Source organism: Bradyrhizobium sp. G127, assembly GCF_021502575.1.
In the GTDB taxonomy this organism is placed as follows: domain Bacteria; phylum Pseudomonadota; class Alphaproteobacteria; order Rhizobiales; family Xanthobacteraceae; genus Afipia.
This window is the reverse complement of record NZ_JAKFGN010000003.1, coordinates 558651-573714: the sequence shown is the minus strand read 5'-3', so window position 1 is coordinate 573714 and position 15064 is coordinate 558651. Positions and strand designations below refer to the sequence as shown.

At 64.9% G+C, this 15064-nt stretch carries 12 protein-coding genes; 7 read left to right on the top strand and 5 right to left on the bottom strand.

The features are described 5' to 3' along the window. Positions 1-235 precede the first annotated feature (235 nt). The 6 genes from LVY71_RS22285 to LVY71_RS22260 all read left to right on the top strand — a co-directional run bounded on the left by LVY71_RS22285 (position 236) and on the right by LVY71_RS22260 (position 10182). On the top strand, positions 236-1240 hold the full coding sequence (locus LVY71_RS22285) for an AAA family ATPase (RefSeq protein ID WP_235102106.1): 1005 nt from the start codon (positions 236-238) through the stop codon (positions 1238-1240). After that, on the top strand, positions 1240-2178 hold the full coding sequence (locus LVY71_RS22280) for a DUF58 domain-containing protein (RefSeq protein WP_235102105.1): 939 nt from the start codon (positions 1240-1242) through the stop codon (positions 2176-2178). The genes LVY71_RS22285 and LVY71_RS22280 overlap by 1 nt, the downstream gene beginning before the upstream one ends. After that, complete coding sequence (locus tag LVY71_RS22275) at positions 2175-5039, top strand: DUF4159 domain-containing protein (RefSeq protein WP_235102104.1); 2865 nt, start codon at positions 2175-2177, stop codon at positions 5037-5039. Before LVY71_RS22280 ends, LVY71_RS22275 begins: the two co-directional genes overlap by 4 nt. A 1-nt stretch (position 5040) precedes the next feature. Then, positions 5041-7104, top strand: coding sequence for a hypothetical protein (locus LVY71_RS22270; protein WP_235102103.1), 2064 nt, complete (start codon positions 5041-5043; stop codon positions 7102-7104). A gap of 298 nt (positions 7105-7402) precedes the next feature. After that, positions 7403-7756, top strand: a complete 354-nt coding sequence (locus LVY71_RS22265; RefSeq protein WP_235102102.1) for a DUF2946 family protein — start codon at positions 7403-7405, stop codon at positions 7754-7756. 113 nt (positions 7757-7869) lie between these two features. Further along, positions 7870-10182, top strand: coding sequence for a TonB-dependent receptor (locus tag LVY71_RS22260; protein ID WP_235102101.1), 2313 nt, complete (start codon positions 7870-7872; stop codon positions 10180-10182). A gap of 58 nt (positions 10183-10240) precedes the next feature. On the opposite strand, the gene LVY71_RS22255 is transcribed toward LVY71_RS22260, so the two are convergent. Beyond that, positions 10241-10762, bottom strand: coding sequence for a GNAT family N-acetyltransferase (locus LVY71_RS22255; protein ID WP_235102100.1), 522 nt, complete (start codon positions 10760-10762; stop codon positions 10241-10243). A gap of 90 nt (positions 10763-10852) precedes the next feature. Then, entirely contained in the window at positions 10853-11338 is a 486-nt protein-coding gene (locus LVY71_RS22250) for an NUDIX domain-containing protein (RefSeq protein ID WP_235102099.1), read from the bottom strand. 98 nt (positions 11339-11436) lie between these two features. Here LVY71_RS22250 and LVY71_RS22245 point away from each other — a divergent pair, with 98 nt between their 5' ends. Next, positions 11437-12333 carry a metallophosphoesterase family protein gene (locus LVY71_RS22245; protein WP_235102098.1) on the top strand — a complete coding sequence of 299 codons (897 nt, stop codon included), beginning with the start codon at positions 11437-11439 and terminating at the stop codon, positions 12331-12333. Positions 12334-12460: 127 nt separating this feature from the next. On the opposite strand, the gene LVY71_RS22240 is transcribed toward LVY71_RS22245, so the two are convergent. From LVY71_RS22240 to LVY71_RS22230, 3 genes are all read right to left on the bottom strand, one after another. Then, entirely contained in the window at positions 12461-13021 is a 561-nt protein-coding gene (locus LVY71_RS22240) for a hypothetical protein (protein ID WP_235102097.1), read from the bottom strand. Between the two features lie 188 nt (positions 13022-13209). After that, complete coding sequence (locus LVY71_RS22235) at positions 13210-13416, bottom strand: DUF4170 domain-containing protein (protein WP_235102096.1); 207 nt, start codon at positions 13414-13416, stop codon at positions 13210-13212. Between the two features lie 117 nt (positions 13417-13533). Next, positions 13534-14973: a helix-turn-helix domain-containing protein gene (locus tag LVY71_RS22230; RefSeq protein ID WP_235102095.1), complete on the bottom strand. Its 1440-nt coding sequence runs from the start codon at positions 14971-14973 to the stop codon at positions 13534-13536. Between the last annotated feature and the right edge of the window lie 91 nt (positions 14974-15064).

The window sequence follows — 15064 nt, the reverse complement described above, 5'->3', positions numbered from 1 at the left end:
GTCTGGCACGTTTGCTGCTGTTTGGCACGGATGGTGCAAGCCCGGAAATGACAAGGAATGATGAAGATAACCGGCGAAATCTCAACTCTGACCCGCGGGATTACTCGCCACATCGTGATGAGTTTCAAGCCCCCCAGCCGGTAATGTGGGGACAGCTTGAATCCGGGAATACATAAGAGAATACATGGCCTTTGCGTCGGTTTAGCATGGGTCTTCCCAACAAGGAGCGATCGATATGGCTGGCGCAGACGGTGTCGAGAAACTTGAAGACGTGATCGTGCGCTCGGCCGAGCAGATCGCAGGCAACATTCGCGCCGCCCGGGAAGCGATCTCCACCGTCATCTTCGGACAGGAACGCGTCATCGAGAATGCGCTGGTGACAATCCTGTCCGGCGGACATGCATTGCTGATCGGCGTTCCCGGTCTGGCCAAGACCAAGCTGGTCGAGACGCTGGGAACCACACTTGGCCTCGACGCCAAGCGCGTGCAGTTCACCCCGGACCTGATGCCATCGGATATTCTGGGCGCGGAAGTGCTCGACGAAAGCGCCACCGGCAAACGCTCGTTCCGCTTCATCGCCGGACCCGTATTCGCGCAACTGCTGATGGCGGACGAAATCAACCGCGCCAGCCCGCGCACCCAGTCGGCTCTGTTGCAGGCGATGCAGGAGCAGCACATCACGGTCGCAGGCGCACGGCACGATCTGCCGAAGCCTTTCCATGTGCTCGCCACGCAGAACCCGCTGGAGCAGGAAGGTACCTATCCGCTGCCGGAAGCCCAGCTCGACCGCTTCCTGATGGAAATCGATGTCGAATATCCGGATCGCGACGCCGAGCGCCGCATCCTGTTTGAAACCACCGGCGCAGACGAAGCCATCGCCAAAGCCGCGATGACGGCGGAGACGCTGCTCACCGCACAGCGGCTGGTGCGCCGCCTGCCGGTCGGGGATTCCGTGGTCGAAGCCATCCTGTCTCTGGTGCGCTCCGCACGTCCGGGTGACGACAGCGGAGAGATCGGCAAATCGATCGCATGGGGCCCCGGCCCGCGCGCCAGCCAATCATTGATGCTCGCCGTTCGCGCCCGCGCGCTGCTCGACGGACGGCTCGCGCCGTCGATCGATGACGTGCTGGATCTGGCGGAGCCTGTATTGAAGCACCGCATGGCGCTGACCTTCGCGGCGCGCGCCGAAGGCCGCACCATCCCCGACATCATCAAGCAGTTGAAGTCACGGATCGGCTGATGGCAGCACGGCCGCAACCCGCACTCCAGGAGATCGAAGCAGTCCGACGCGCCGATGGTGAAAGCCGTTCGCTCGCCGCGTCGCTGCCGCGTCTCGTGCTGGAAGCGCGGCGCATCGCGGCCAACGTCATTCACGGCCTGCACGGTCGACGCCGCGCCGGCACCGGCGAGAACTTCTGGCAGTATCGCCGCTTCGTCTCCGGCGAGGCCTCGCAGAATATCGACTGGCGGCGTTCGGCGCGCGACGATCATCTCTATGTCCGCGAGCAGGAATGGGAAGCCGCGCACACCATATGGCTGTGGCCGGACCGTTCCAAATCGATGGCGTTCGCCTCGAAAACCGCGCGCGACAGCAAGCTCGAACGCGCGCTGGTGGTGACATTTGCCTTGGCTGATCTGCTGGTTGCCGGCGGCGAGCGCGTCGGCGTTCCCGGCCTGCTGAATCCGAGTTCGAGCCGCAACATCGTCGACAAGATGGCGCAGGCGGTTCTGCATGACACGGTGACACGGTCGAGCCTGCCTCCGGCGTTCGTTCCTTCGCCGTTGTCGGAGATCGTGGTGCTGTCGGATTTCTGGTCGCCGCTCGGCGAGATCCGCACCATGCTCGGCGGCCTCTCCTCGTCGGGCGCGCACGGCACGCTGCTGCAGATCGTCGATCCCGCCGAGGAGACATTCCCCTATTCCGGCCGCATCGAATTCGTCGAGCCCGAAGGCGGTGAGGTCATCACCGCGGGCCGCGCCGAAACCTGGGCGAAGGATTACACCGCGCGCCTCGCCGCGCATCGCGACGCCATTCGCGAGGAAACCAACAAGCTCGGCTGGCTGTTCTCGACCCACACCACGGATCGCTCGGCCGCCGAACTGCTGCTCTATCTCCACAGCGGCATGATGGTGTCGAAAGGCGGCGCGGGACGCGTCGCCGCAGGACGCAGCTCATGATGGGACTGCCGCTCTCCTTCGCCGAACCGTGGCTGCTGATGGGTCTGCTGAGCCTTCCGGCGCTGTGGTGGCTGCTGCGCGTGATGCCGCCACGCCCGCGCCGCGTCGATTTTCCGCCGACCCGGCTGCTGTTCGAGATCGCACCGAAGGAAGAGACACCCTCGCGCACGCCGTGGTGGCTGACGCTGCTGCGCCTGCTGGCCGCGGCGCTGGTGATCCTTGCCGCCGCCGGTCCGATCTGGAATCCGAGCGAAGGCATCACCCGCTCCAGCGCGCCACTGGTGCTGCTGCTCGATGACGGCTGGAGCGCCGCCTCAAGCTGGGAAGCGCGCATTCGGACTGCCGACGAACTGATCGCCAACGCGGACTCCGATCGCCGCGCCGTCGCCATCGTGCCGCTGTCGGAAAACACCCGCGACCTCACGCTGGTGCCGGCCGGCACCGCGCGCGTCGCGGTGCGCCAGTTGGCGCCGAAACCCTATGCGGTCGAGCGCGTCGAAACCCTGCCGGCGCTGGCGCGCTTCCTCGCCAAGACCGGCGATGCCGAGATCGCGTGGCTCAGCGACGGCATCGATACCGGCCGCGGCGGCGAATTTGTCGAAGGACTGACCAGAACCATTCAGGATCGCACCCTGACGATCTTCGAAGGCGGCACCGCACCGGCGCACGCGCTGGTCGCCGCCGAGAATGCCGCGGCAAAGATGACGGTGAAGGTGCTGCGCGCCAATGGCGGCGGCGCGGACGTTGGCTTGGTGCGCGCGCTCGACCAGAAGGGCTCGCCCATCGGCGAAGCGAAGTTTGCCTTCGGCGCGCAGGACCGCGAGGTGGATGCAAGCTTCGAGCTGCCGGTGGAATTGCGCAACGACATCGCTCGCCTTGAAGTGAGCGGCGAACGCTCGGCCGGCGCGGTGCAGCTGCTCGACAAGCGCTGGCGCCGTCGCGCCATCGGCATCGTTTCCGGTGCCACCAGCGACACCGCGCAGCCGCTGCTGGCTTCGACATTCTATCTCACCCGCGCGCTGGCGCCGTTCGCCGACGTGCGGCTCGGCGAGCGTGGCGCGCCTGCGGTCGCGATCGGACAGTTCCTCGACCAGAAACTGCCGATGATCGTGCTCGCGGATGTCGGCACGCTGTCGCCGGAGATTCGCGACCGGCTCAACACATGGATTGCGCAGGGCGGCGTGCTGGTGCGTTTCGCCGGGCCGCGTCTTGCCGCCGGAGACGACGATCTGGTGCCGGTGAAACTGCGCCGCGGCGGACGCAGCCTCGGCGGCAGCCTGACCTGGGAGAAGCCCCAACCGCTGGCCTCTTTCGCAGCGGACGGGCCGTTCGCCGGTCTCGCCGTGCCGAAGGACATCACCGTCACCCGTCAGGTGCTGGCCGAACCCGATCCCGCGCTCGCATCGCGAAGCTGGGTCTCGCTGGCCGACGGCACGCCGCTGGTCACGGGCGAACACCGCGACAAGGGCATGGTGGTGCTGTTCCACATCAGCGCGGATATGCGGTGGTCGGACCTGCCGATGTCTGGCACCTTTGTCGAAATGCTGCGGCGAGTCGTCGATATGTCCGGCTATACAGCCAACGCGGGCGCAGGTGTCGCCGCCGAGGCCGGTGTGGAGACTGTTGCGCCGATCCGCACCCTCGACGGTTTCGGCGCATTCGGGCCGCCACCGTCGACCGCGAAGCCGCTGCGCGCGGACTATCGCGACCGCGCTACCATCGATCATCCGCCCGGGCTTTATGGACCTGCCGACGGCCCGCTCGCGGTGAATGCGCTCGCCGCCGCCGACCGGCTTGCGCCGCTCGACACGTCAGGACTGAGGGCGCAGCGCGCGACCTATACCAATGCCGAGCCGCGCGACCTGCGCGGCATCCTGCTCTCGACCGCGCTGGCGCTGTTCCTGATCGACGCCATCATCGTTGCCATTCTCGGCGGCGGACTGGCGGCGCTGCTGAGACGCCGCGCCGCGACCGCAGCCCTCGCGCTTGTCGTCGCATTGGCTTCCCTCGCTGGCGAGCCTTCGCCGTCGTATGCGCAGGCTCCGAAAGCGCCAGCCAAAAGCGCACCTGCGGCGCCGCCTGTCAGCAATCCCGCGGCGGACGACTTCGCGATCAAGGCGGTCTCGCAGACGCGTCTCGCCTATGTGCTCACCGGCAACTCCGACGTGGACTCCATCGTCAAGGCCGGCCTGTCGGGACTGACACTATTTCTCGCGCAACGCACCGCGCTGGAAGCCGGCGAGCCCGTGGGCGTCGATCCCGCCCGCGACGAGCTCGCTTTCTTCCCGCTGATCTACTGGCCGGTGATCTCCGGTTCGGCGAAGCCGTCGCAGGACGCGATCAACAAGCTCGACGCCTATATGAAGCAGGGCGGCACCGTGCTGTTCGACACCCGCGACGCCGTCGAAGCACCCCCCGGTCCCGGCGGTGAATCGCAGACGCCCGGGATGCTGACGCTGCGCGAGATTCTGTCGTCGCTCGATATTCCCGAACTCGAGCCGGTGCCGCGCGAACACGTTCTGACCAAGACGTTTTATCTGCTCCGCGACTTCCCCGGCCGCTTCAACTCGGGTCAGACCTGGGTCGAGACACTGCCGCGCGTCGACGACGAAGACGCAGCCGACCGGCCCGCGCGCGGCGGCGACGGTGTGTCGCCGATCATCATCACCTCGAACGATCTTGCCGGCGCTTGGGCCATGCGCACCGACGGCCAGCCGATGCTGCCGCTGACGCCCGGCGATCCGCGCCAGCGCGAACTCGCGTTCCGCGCCGGCGTCAACATCGTGATGTACACGCTGACGGGCAACTACAAGGCCGACCAGGTGCATGCCCCTGCGCTGATCGAACGGCTGGGGCAGTAACATGCAATACGGCATCGCATTCGCACCGCTTGTTCCCACCCTCGTGCTGTGGCTCGGCCTCGCCGCGATCATCGTGATCGCGGCGGTGCTGCTGTTCGCGCGGGCGCGGGGCGCTGCGGTACGTGTCGCAGCGCTGGCGCTGATCCTGCTGGCGCTGGCCAATCCATCCTTCACCCGCGAGGAGCGTGAGCCGCTTTCCTCGGTTGCCGCCGTCGTTATCGACAAAAGCCCGAGCCAGAATTTCGGCGAACGCACGCGCGAGACCAATGAGGCACGCGATGCGCTGGTGGCCCGCCTGAAGGACATCAAGGGCCTTGAGGTGCGGGTGGTCGAGGCCGGACAGGCCGACGGTGAGACCGACGGCACCAAACTGTTCTCTGCTGTCACGTCGGCGCTGTCCGACGTGCCGACCGACCGCGTCGCAGGTGCATTTCTGATTACCGACGGCCGTGTCCACGACATTCCCGCCAACGCAGGAGCCATCGGCTTCAATGCGCCGGTGCATGCGCTGATCACCGGGCGCAGCAACGAGCGCGACCGCCGCATCGCCATCGTTGCCGCTCCGCGCTTCGGCATTGTCGGCCAGAACCAGACCATCACCTATCGTCTCGACGACCAGGGCGTCACCAACGAGAGCGCCCGCGTGACCGTGCGCCGCGACGGCGACGTGCTCAGCGAACGCGCGGTGCGCAGCGGCGAACAGGTCAGCGTGACGCTCGACATTCCCCATGCCGGTCCGAACATCATCGAGATCGAAGCCTCGAAGCTGGACGGCGAACTGACGCCGGTGAACAACCGCGCCGTGGTTTCCATCGACGGCGTGCGTGACAAGCTGCGCGTGCTGCTGGTCTCCGGCGAACCGCATTCCGGCGAGCGCACCTGGCGTAACCTGTTGAAGTCGGATGCCAGCGTCGATCTGGTGCATTTCACCATTCTGCGCCCGCCTGAGAAGCAGGACGGCACGCCGATCAATGAACTGTCGCTGATCGCATTCCCTACCCGCGAACTGTTCCAGCAGAAGATCCATGAGTTCCAGCTCATCATCTTCGACCGCTACGCGCGGCAAGGCGTGCTGCCGATTTCCTACTTCGACAACATCACGCGCTATGTGCGCGCCGGCGGCGCGGTGCTGGTCTCTGCGGGACCTGACTACGCCAGCCCGACCAGCATCTGGCGGACGCCGCTGGATGCGATCCTTCCAGCCGAGCCAACCGGCGTGAGCGAAAAGGCGTTCACGGCGCGGCTGAGCGACCTCGGCAAGCGCCATCCGGTAACGCGGGGACTGGAAGGCGCGAACAGCGAGCCGCCGCACTGGAGCCGTTTTTTCCGCCTCGTCGACACCCGCAATCCGACCAATCCGCCGATCATGGAAGGCGCCGACGGCAAGCCGCTGCTGCTGCTGTCGCGGCAGGGCGAAGGACGCGTCGCGCTGCTGCTCTCCGATCACATCTGGCTGTGGGCGCGCGGCTATGAAGGCGGCGGCCCGCATCTCGACCTGTTGCGACGCATGTCGCACTGGCTGATGAAGCAGCCCGACCTCGACGAGGAAGCGCTACGTCTCAAGGTCGAAGGCCACGATCTCGTCGTGACACGGCAGACCATGGCCGACACGGTGCAGCCCGTCACGATTACATCGCCCTCAGGCACGACGCGCCAGGTGACGCTGACGGCGAGCGAGCCCGGCGAATGGCGCGCCTCGACGGGCGCCGATGAACTCGGCCTATGGCAGGCCACCGACGGCGACCTCAAGGCGCTGATCAATGTCGGCCCGATCAATCCGAAGGAATTCGCGGAAGTCACATCAACCACGGAAGCATTGCGCCCGCTGTTGCAGACAACCGGCGGCGACGTGCGCCGCGTGGCGGATGGCGGCAGCATCGATCTGCCGCGCGTGCTGCCGGTCCGCGCCTCCACGGTGTTCCGCGGCGAAGGCTGGCTCGGCGTCAAGATGCGCGACGCCAGCGTGGTGCGCGGCATCGGTGTGCTGCCGATCTTCGCAGGACTGATCGGCCTGCTGCTGCTGCTCGGCGCGTTCGCCAGCACATGGCTGCGCGAAGGCCGTTGATAGCCTCGATCGGCGCGGCGAACGGGACGCGGCGAGCCACAAGCCGGAACAATACGCAGGCTTTCGTCCTCCCGAGGTGCGAGCGCTTGCGAGCCTCGCAGGATGACGGCTGTGATGCGCCGTCGCCCTTCGAGGCTCGCTGAACCGGCCGACGTGTCGATCGGGCCACACCGGCGCAGCAACTCGGCACCAGCCGTTGGTCCCGTGTTGACACCCTCGCCCCGACCGGCAATGTTACATTATAACATCCGGAACCAGCCTCGTTGCGGGACCGGATGGATGTGGGGCGTACCCGGCAATGAACTGGCTGCGATCGAAGGCAAAAAGGCTGTCGCTGCTGGCGCTGTTCGCGCTGGCGTTGCAGCTCGGCCTGTCGTTCGGGCATTTCCACAACGATCTGGCCGGTGCCAGCATCTCGGCCGGCCATCCGCAAGCTTCCACACCCGACAGCGGCGACACTCACGGCGCCCATCACGATCTCTGCGCCATCTGCTCCAGCGCGGCGATGACGAGCCATGCCGTTGCGGCGGACGCTCCGTCCCTGCTGCTGCCGCTGACCTTCGGTACCTTTCAAGCCGCCCTCGATCTTGAGTCCGTCGCACCGGACAGCCGGCGCGGCTCATTCCAGTCCCGCGCCCCTCCGCAATCCTGACTCGAACTGTTGTCCGATCCCGGTTTTTGCCGCCTGCGGCGATGACGGGACATTCGAGGTGAACCGCCCGCTCCCGCACCAGGGAATCGGCGCGGTGTCAGGATCAAAGCATCATGTCGTACAAACTTCTTCGCGCTTCACTTGCCGGTGGCTCCGCCGTCGCGATGGCGCTTCTCGTCAGCGCCGCCGCACGCTCGCAACAGGCCGATCAGCCTGCAGCGGCCGAGACCGCATTGCCGGAAATCGTGGTTCAGGCTCCGAGCCCGATCCAGCGGCCGCATCGGCATCGGGGCGAACCCGGTCGCACCACGGCCGCAGCGCCGTCCGCCGCCCCCGCGCCGAATCCGGACACCTATCCGGGTACGCTGCCGATCGTCACGGACCAGTTCGCCACCGTTACCGTGGTCCCGAACGAGGAGATCCGCCGCAGCGGCGCTGCCACCCTCGGCGACCTGCTGAACAACAAGCCCGGGATCACCGGTTCATCCTTCGCGCCCGGCGCATCAAGCCGCCCGATCATCCGCGGCCTTGATGTGAATCGCGTCGGCATTGTCGAGAACGGCATCGGCAGCAATGGCGCGTCAGATCTGGGCGAAGACCATTTCGTGCCGATCGATCCGCTGGCGACCAGTCAGGTGGAGGTCATTCGGGGACCGGCAACGTTGCGCTACGGATCGCAATCGATCGGCGGCGTGGTCAGCGCCAGCAACAACCGCATTCCGGAAACGTTGCCGTGCAGCGCGGTGCCGTCGATCCAGACCTATGGCTACAACGTCAAGGCACCGGTGCTTTCGCCCTCCAATCCCTGCGCCAGTTTCGAGACACGGAGCGCCCTGTCGAGCGTGGATCTCGGCCGCGAAGGCGGTGTGCTGCTCGATGCCGCGGGCAACAACGTCGCCATCCACGCCGACGCCTACGCCCGCAAGACCGAGGACTACAGCACACCTCACGGCATCCAGAGGAATACGGCGACGCAATCGATCGGCGGATCGGTCGGCGGCTCCTACTTCTTCGAGGGCGGCTTCATTGGCGCGGCGGTGACACAGACCAACAGCCTCTACCGAATCCCGGGCACCGAAGGCGAAGAGGTCGGTACCCGCATCGATGCGAAGCAGACCAAGGTTTCGCTGAAGGGTGACTATCATCCGGATTCCGCGGCCATCGAGGTGATCCGGTTCTGGGCCGGCGTGACCGACTACAAGCACAACGAACTCGGCCGCACCGATCCGGCGGATTTCTCCACCGATGGCGTGCGGCAGACCTTCACCAACAAGGAGCAGGAAGGCCGCGTCGAGGTGCAGTTCGCGCCGCTCGATGTCCGCTTCGCGGCGTTGACCACCGCCGTCGGCGTCCAGGCGTCGCACCAGGAACTGACGGCGCCGAGTCCCGACGATCCAGGCAGTCCGCTGAACGGATTGTGGGACCCGAACAAGAACACCAAGGTCGCCGGATATGTCTTCAACGAATTCAAATTCAGCGACGTAACCAAGGCGCAGATCGCGGGACGTATCGAGCATGTCGATCTCAGCGGCACCACGCCGGCATTCGTGCCGGACCTGTTCGATCTCAATGTCGATCCGACCGCCATCGGCGCACCCACCGCGCGCAATCTCAACTTCACGCCAAAGAGCGGAAGCATCGGCCTGATTCAGAACCTGCCGTGGAATCTGGCGGCGAGTATTACCGGGCAGTACACCGAACGCGCGCCCAAGCCGGCCGAACTGTTTTCACGCGGCGGCCACGACGCCACGACGACGTTCGATATCGGCAATCCGAATCTCGGAATCGAATCCGCGAAGTCGGTCGAAGCCGGGCTGCGTCGCGCCACCGGGCCGTTCCGCTTCGAACTGACCGGTTACTACACACGCTTCAATGGCTTCATCTACCGGCGGCTGACCGGCAATACCTGCGAGGACGTCACTTGCCAGTTCGGCGGCGGCCTCGAACTCAACCAAGCGATCTACTCCCAGCGCGACGCGATCTTCCGCGGCGGTGAATTCCAGTTCCAATACGACGTGTTGCCGGTCTGGGCCGGGCAATTCGGCGTCGAGGGACAATATGACATCGTCCGCGCCACCTTCACCGACGGCACCAACGTGCCGCGCATTCCGCCGCAGCGCCTCGGCGGCGGCATCTACTACCGGGACGCCAATTGGCTCGCGCGCGTCAACCTGTTGCATGCCTTCGCACAGAACGACGTCAGCGGAGTCGAAACGCCCACAGCCGGCTACAACAACCTGCGGGCGGAGGTGAGTTACACCACGAAACTCGCAAAGGACAGCTGGCTCGGACCGAGAGAGTTCACCTTCGGTCTGGTCGGCAACAACCTGCTCAATGACGATATTCGCAATGCCGTCGCTTACAACAAGGATCAGGTGTTGCAGCCCGGCCTCGGCGTGCGCATGTTCGCGAACGTGAAGTATTGATCTCTCTTCGCAATCCGACCTCTCCCCGCGTGCGGGGAGAGGGAGAGAAGATGTCTCCTTAGTCGGTCGTCCGCGCGAAGGTCCAGTCCGGACGGATCGCGCCGCTGACACCTGCAAACGCGTCATCGGTCAGTTCGCAAACCAGCAGCCGCGCGGGATCGACAGGCCCCGGCATGGTCGCGTGTCCCTTAGGAATGCGCTTGAAGCCGGCGCGGCTGTAATACGCTTCATCTCCGACCAGCAGCACCAGACCATGGCCCCTCGCCTTGGCATCCTTCAGCGCACGGTCGAGCAGCGCCCGTCCGACGCCCCGGTCGCGGAACGGCGGCTCCACCGTGAGCGGCCCGAGCAGCAATGCGGGCGTATTGCCGATGCAGATCGGCAGTTGCCGCACCGAGCCGACCAGCAGCGTGCCGATCCGCGCGGTGAACGACAGATCGAGCAGATGATCGACATGCTCGCGCAGCCGATAGGCGCTGAGCGCGTAGCGGCCCGGTCCGAAGGTGCGTTCGTGCAGGCGCTCGATGGCCTGCGCGTCATTGGCCGTTTCGGCCAGTATGGTCAGGGAAAGGTCGGACATGATGGACCGCAAATTAGCATCTGGCGCGGGCATGGTCCATCGGCATGAGGCGGCAATCGCGCCCGGTTGCAGGCCTTTCCGAGAACAATCTTAAAACCAGTCCTCCGTGAGCGGCCTGTTTTCCAGCACTTCCGCAATTCGTTGTCGAGTCCCCCGGGTGGTGTCCGGCGGAAGCTCCGCAATGCCGAAGAAGCCGCAGGCGACAATCTCGCGGTTCGGGTCGGGCATCCGGTCCTGCCGATACTGGCGCACGACATAGACCGCAACGTGGTCGCGCCGCGATATCCGGCGGTTGAAAAACAGGCCGTGCAGAAGAGGCTCGCCGATCATCTCGATCCGGCCTTCCTCGATGAGTTCGCGCCTGAGCGACTCCAGGAAGGTCTCGCCGGTTTCGACGCCGCCGCCGGGCAGGTGCCAGCCGGACACGTAGCTGTGCTTGACCAGAAACACGCGGTTCTCGCTGTCGAGGACGACCGCGCGTACACCAAGCGTCATGCCCCGGGCAAAGCGCCAATAGACATGAAAAACGCGCCGCAGCGCGGGCTCGAACCTCATCCGGAGACTCTGAGTGTTCATCGTGCGAGATTCCGTGCGGCCATTGTGCTATGCAGTCGCCCCACCAAAAGAAGCGATGAAAGCGTGATAACATTCCAGCCACCGACGGTCACGTTTCGATGACAGCCTTTGTGCTTGCCCACCTGTCCGATCCGCACCTCGGCCCCCTGCCGCGCCCGCGTCTGCGCGAACTCGCAGGCAAGCGCGCGATCGGTTATCTCAACTGGGAGCGCAAGCGGCACATGATTCATCGCCGCGACGTGCTCGGCGAACTGGTCGCCGACATGCACGCACAGCGGCCCGACCACATCGCCGTGACCGGCGACCTCGTCAACATCGCGCTGCCGCTGGAATTCACCGAGGCGCGCGTGTGGCTGGAAAGCGTCGGCGCTCCGGAGAACGTGTCGCTGGTGCCGGGCAATCACGACGCCTATGTGCGCGGCATCCGGGATCATTTTCCGCAGGCTTGGGCGGAGTATCTGCGCGGCGATGGTGCCGCGTCCGACAGCGACGCAGTGTTTCCCTATCTGCGGCGCAGGGGGCCGCTGGCGCTGATCGGCGTCTCAACCGCCATTCCCACCGCGCCCTTCATGGCGACCGGCCGCCTCGGACGCAAACAGCGCGACGATCTCGAACGGCTGCTGCCGCAACTGGCTGCGGAGAAACTGTTTCGCGTGCTGCTAATTCATCATCCGCCCAAGACGTCGCCCGGACGATGGGCCGCGCGGCTGCACGACTCCAACGCACTGCTGGACCTGATCGCCAGTCACGGCGTTGAACTGATCCTGCACGGCCACGACCATCGTCACGCCACGGTGTGGCTGGACGGGCCACGCGGACGCATTCCGGCGATCGGCGTGCCGTCGGCGTCCGCCATGGCGCACGGGCACAACCATCCCGCGGCGTACAATCTGTTTTCGGTGACGCGCGACGGCGATGCCTGGCGCTGCGATCATCGCGTGCGCGGTTTTGCCGACAGAACGCTCGGCGAGATCAAGGATGAACGATTGATCTAGAGCGGCTCGATCTCATCCTTCGAGGCTTGCAAGTGCTCGCACCTCAGGATGACGTTTCCTGTTTCCGTCACCCTCAGGTTCCGTAGCGAAGCGAAGGCCTCGAAGGGCGGCGGACAGAATTTGCGATCTAGATCTGCCGCAGCGCCATCACCAGCGCGAAGCCGAACAAAGCTGCAAGTCCGGCGGCGAAGCCGAACGCAAACGTCCAAAGCCCGCTATGGCGTTTCACCGGGGCCGGAGCGACAGGGGCGGCAGCCGCAGGCGCCAGCGTCACTGTCATTGCATGCTCGCGCTCGATCATGCGGCGCGCGATATAGTCGGTCACAGCATCGACCATCACCGGCACGTCATGGGATTCGGCCAGCACGATACGGCCGAAGCGGGTGTCCTGCGTGAAGCGATAGATGCGCTTGTCGCGGCCCATAGCGATATGCGCGACCGAATCGATCCACAGCCTCGGCGTGTCGCCCTGGCTGAGACCGCGATCGAACAGATCGACTCCTGCCGGAATTTCGGCGAACAGCGAATCGAGCGCCTCGTTGAGAATTTCGAGCCGGGCGACTTCGGCATCGCGCAGGTCAACTACCACGCCGGTCCGGTCGGCAGCCTCGATACGCGCCTTCCGTAGGGCGTCCCGCAGCCGGACGGTTTTGCCGCCTGATTCGCTCGAAGCGTTGTGTTCCGCCATGACCTGAAGACCTCGGGATCGATACCTTTGTTCGGACGCCCTTAATCTATCAGTAACCCTATCCCCCGCAAGCGGCGGGAAGCCGCCACTCGGCTGCCCGCAAACAAAAAAACGGCCCTGTCCGAAATCGGAACAGAGCCGCGGTAATGGGCGGGCAACGAACCCGTCCGCGAATCGTGAGATGGTCGTCAGGTGCTCGCGCGGTTCGGTTCTTCCACGATGGAGAATCGCACGCCGGCACGATGACGGTTCTCTTCGGAAACCTTCTTCCAGCAGTCCTCGGCTTCCTTGCGGGTCTTGAACGGACCCTGGACCTGGGCCGATCCTTCCACGAGCTTGTGGAAGTTCATGGATCCGAACTCCCCGCCAATGACCCAGAAGTTGCTGCCGCTCATCGTGAAGTCTCCTGCTAATCGGTCGCGCGCCTCGGCGCGGTGCCGTGGTCCTAAGCCATATCTAGTCGTGACGGCGCCGTTTGTAATGCAAATTCTGCAAGAATCCAGTGTCCCCGGTCAGTCGGACGAAAACCCGAACGGAACGTTGAGCCGCCTGTAGTCATCGGGAAGCAGTTCACGGCCGATCGGAAGCTCCGATCGCGCGGCGCATGTCGGACGATGGCAGACGCGGCATGCAACGCCAATCGGCGTCGGCGCATCGGCGCGGGGGCCGGATTCATCACTGGTATAAATCAGCTTTCCGGCATGTTCGGCGGCGCAGCCGATCGCGATGGCGCGCTCCACGCGCACGGCGCGAAACGAGCCTCCGCCTGCGGTAACCGTGCGGGCGATGGAGAAAAACCGCTGGCCGTCAGGCAGTTCCAGCCACTGCGTCACAATCTGGCGCGGGGTTTTGAAGACGCCATGAACCGACCACAGCGGACAGGCTCCGCCATGCTTTGCAAAGGGAAAGCCCGCGCCGTCGAGCAGCTTGGAAATATTGCCGGCCGGATCGACGCGGATCAAAAAGAACGGGACTTTTTCCGATCCCGGTTTCTGCAACGTCGTGATGCGATGCGCCGTCTGCTCGAAGCTCGTACCGAACTGGCGCGCCAGCGCTTCAACGTCGTAACGACGGGCCTCCGCCGCCTTTGCAAATGCGGAATACGGCATGATCAGCGCCGCCGCGGCGTAGTTCGCAAGCGACCGGTGCGCCAGCAGTTTGCCGTTCTTGGTGGTGAAGTGGCCGGCTTTCAGCGCAGCACTGATCTCCTCTTCCAATTCGAGATAAGCGACTTGCTGGGCCAACTGGAAATTGAAACTCGCGGTGTCGAGGGAATCGTCGAACAGGACTTCCTTGCGATGACGATCCAGCCGCCTGACCGAGCCAAGCATGACATCGGGCGGCAGGTGGCGAACGCGAAGATTATGGCGAACGCTGAGCCGTTCGATAAACCAGCCTGGCTCCGTTGAGCCTTGCAGAATACGTTCGGCCGCGTCGTCGATATCCGCGAAGTTGTTTCGGCGGGCGGCCAGAAACCGCCGGACTTCTGCAACCGGATCGTTGACGTCCAGGCCGCCCCGGCCCGAACGCGATGTCGTCCCCGTCAGCCCGGGGCCTTTGCGATCGGCCAGCGCGAGCTGCTCCTCACGGTAGGCCGTGTAGAGCCGCAGAAACGCCTCTGCCAGCCCCGGATAGCCGATTGCGATGTCGCTGATTTCAAGCGACGGGATATCGATGTCGGCAAACATCGGCTCCTTGAGAACCGCTTGCATGCGCGCCGTGTAGTCGGCGCCGCCATCGCCGGCGAGATCCGCCAGATCAATCTTGTACGTGCGGGCCAGACGAAGCAGCATGTCCGCCGTCACCGGCCGCTGATTGCGCTCCAGAAGCGCCACGTAGGGCGCAGAGATGTCCAGATCGGCCGCCATATCGGCCTGCGTCAGCCCGAGATCGCGACGCAATCGCCTCAATCGGGGGCCCATAAAAACCGAGCGGATTGCTGCTGTCGCCATGGCTGTCATCCTGCCAAATCGTCCGGATTTGTAAGATTATTACAGCATTACAACGAATGTTTGTAAAGTCTGACAAGCTATCTTCGTAACC

What these genes read in the sequence shown, in the direction of transcription:
- LVY71_RS22245 (WP_235102098.1), top strand. Translation starts at nt 11,437, where the DNA reads ATGACAGCCTTTGTGCTTGCCCACCTGTCCGATCCGCACCTCGGCCCC.
- LVY71_RS22280 (WP_235102105.1), top strand. Translation starts at nt 1,240, where the DNA reads ATGGCAGCACGGCCGCAACCCGCACTCCAGGAGATCGAAGCAGTCCGA.
- LVY71_RS22230 (WP_235102095.1), bottom strand. Translation starts at nt 14,973, where the DNA reads ATGGCGACAGCAGCAATCCGCTCGGTTTTTATGGGCCCCCGATTGAGG.
- LVY71_RS22260 (WP_235102101.1), top strand. Translation starts at nt 7,870, where the DNA reads ATGTCGTACAAACTTCTTCGCGCTTCACTTGCCGGTGGCTCCGCCGTC.
- LVY71_RS22240 (WP_235102097.1), bottom strand. Translation starts at nt 13,021, where the DNA reads ATGGCGGAACACAACGCTTCGAGCGAATCAGGCGGCAAAACCGTCCGG.
- LVY71_RS22285 (WP_235102106.1), top strand. Translation starts at nt 236, where the DNA reads ATGGCTGGCGCAGACGGTGTCGAGAAACTTGAAGACGTGATCGTGCGC.
- LVY71_RS22250 (WP_235102099.1), bottom strand. Translation starts at nt 11,338, where the DNA reads ATGAACACTCAGAGTCTCCGGATGAGGTTCGAGCCCGCGCTGCGGCGC.
- LVY71_RS22265 (WP_235102102.1), top strand. Translation starts at nt 7,403, where the DNA reads ATGAACTGGCTGCGATCGAAGGCAAAAAGGCTGTCGCTGCTGGCGCTG.
- LVY71_RS22255 (WP_235102100.1), bottom strand. Translation starts at nt 10,762, where the DNA reads ATGTCCGACCTTTCCCTGACCATACTGGCCGAAACGGCCAATGACGCG.
- LVY71_RS22270 (WP_235102103.1), top strand. Translation starts at nt 5,041, where the DNA reads ATGCAATACGGCATCGCATTCGCACCGCTTGTTCCCACCCTCGTGCTG.
- LVY71_RS22275 (WP_235102104.1), top strand. Translation starts at nt 2,175, where the DNA reads ATGATGGGACTGCCGCTCTCCTTCGCCGAACCGTGGCTGCTGATGGGT.
- LVY71_RS22235 (WP_235102096.1), bottom strand. Translation starts at nt 13,416, where the DNA reads ATGAGCGGCAGCAACTTCTGGGTCATTGGCGGGGAGTTCGGATCCATG.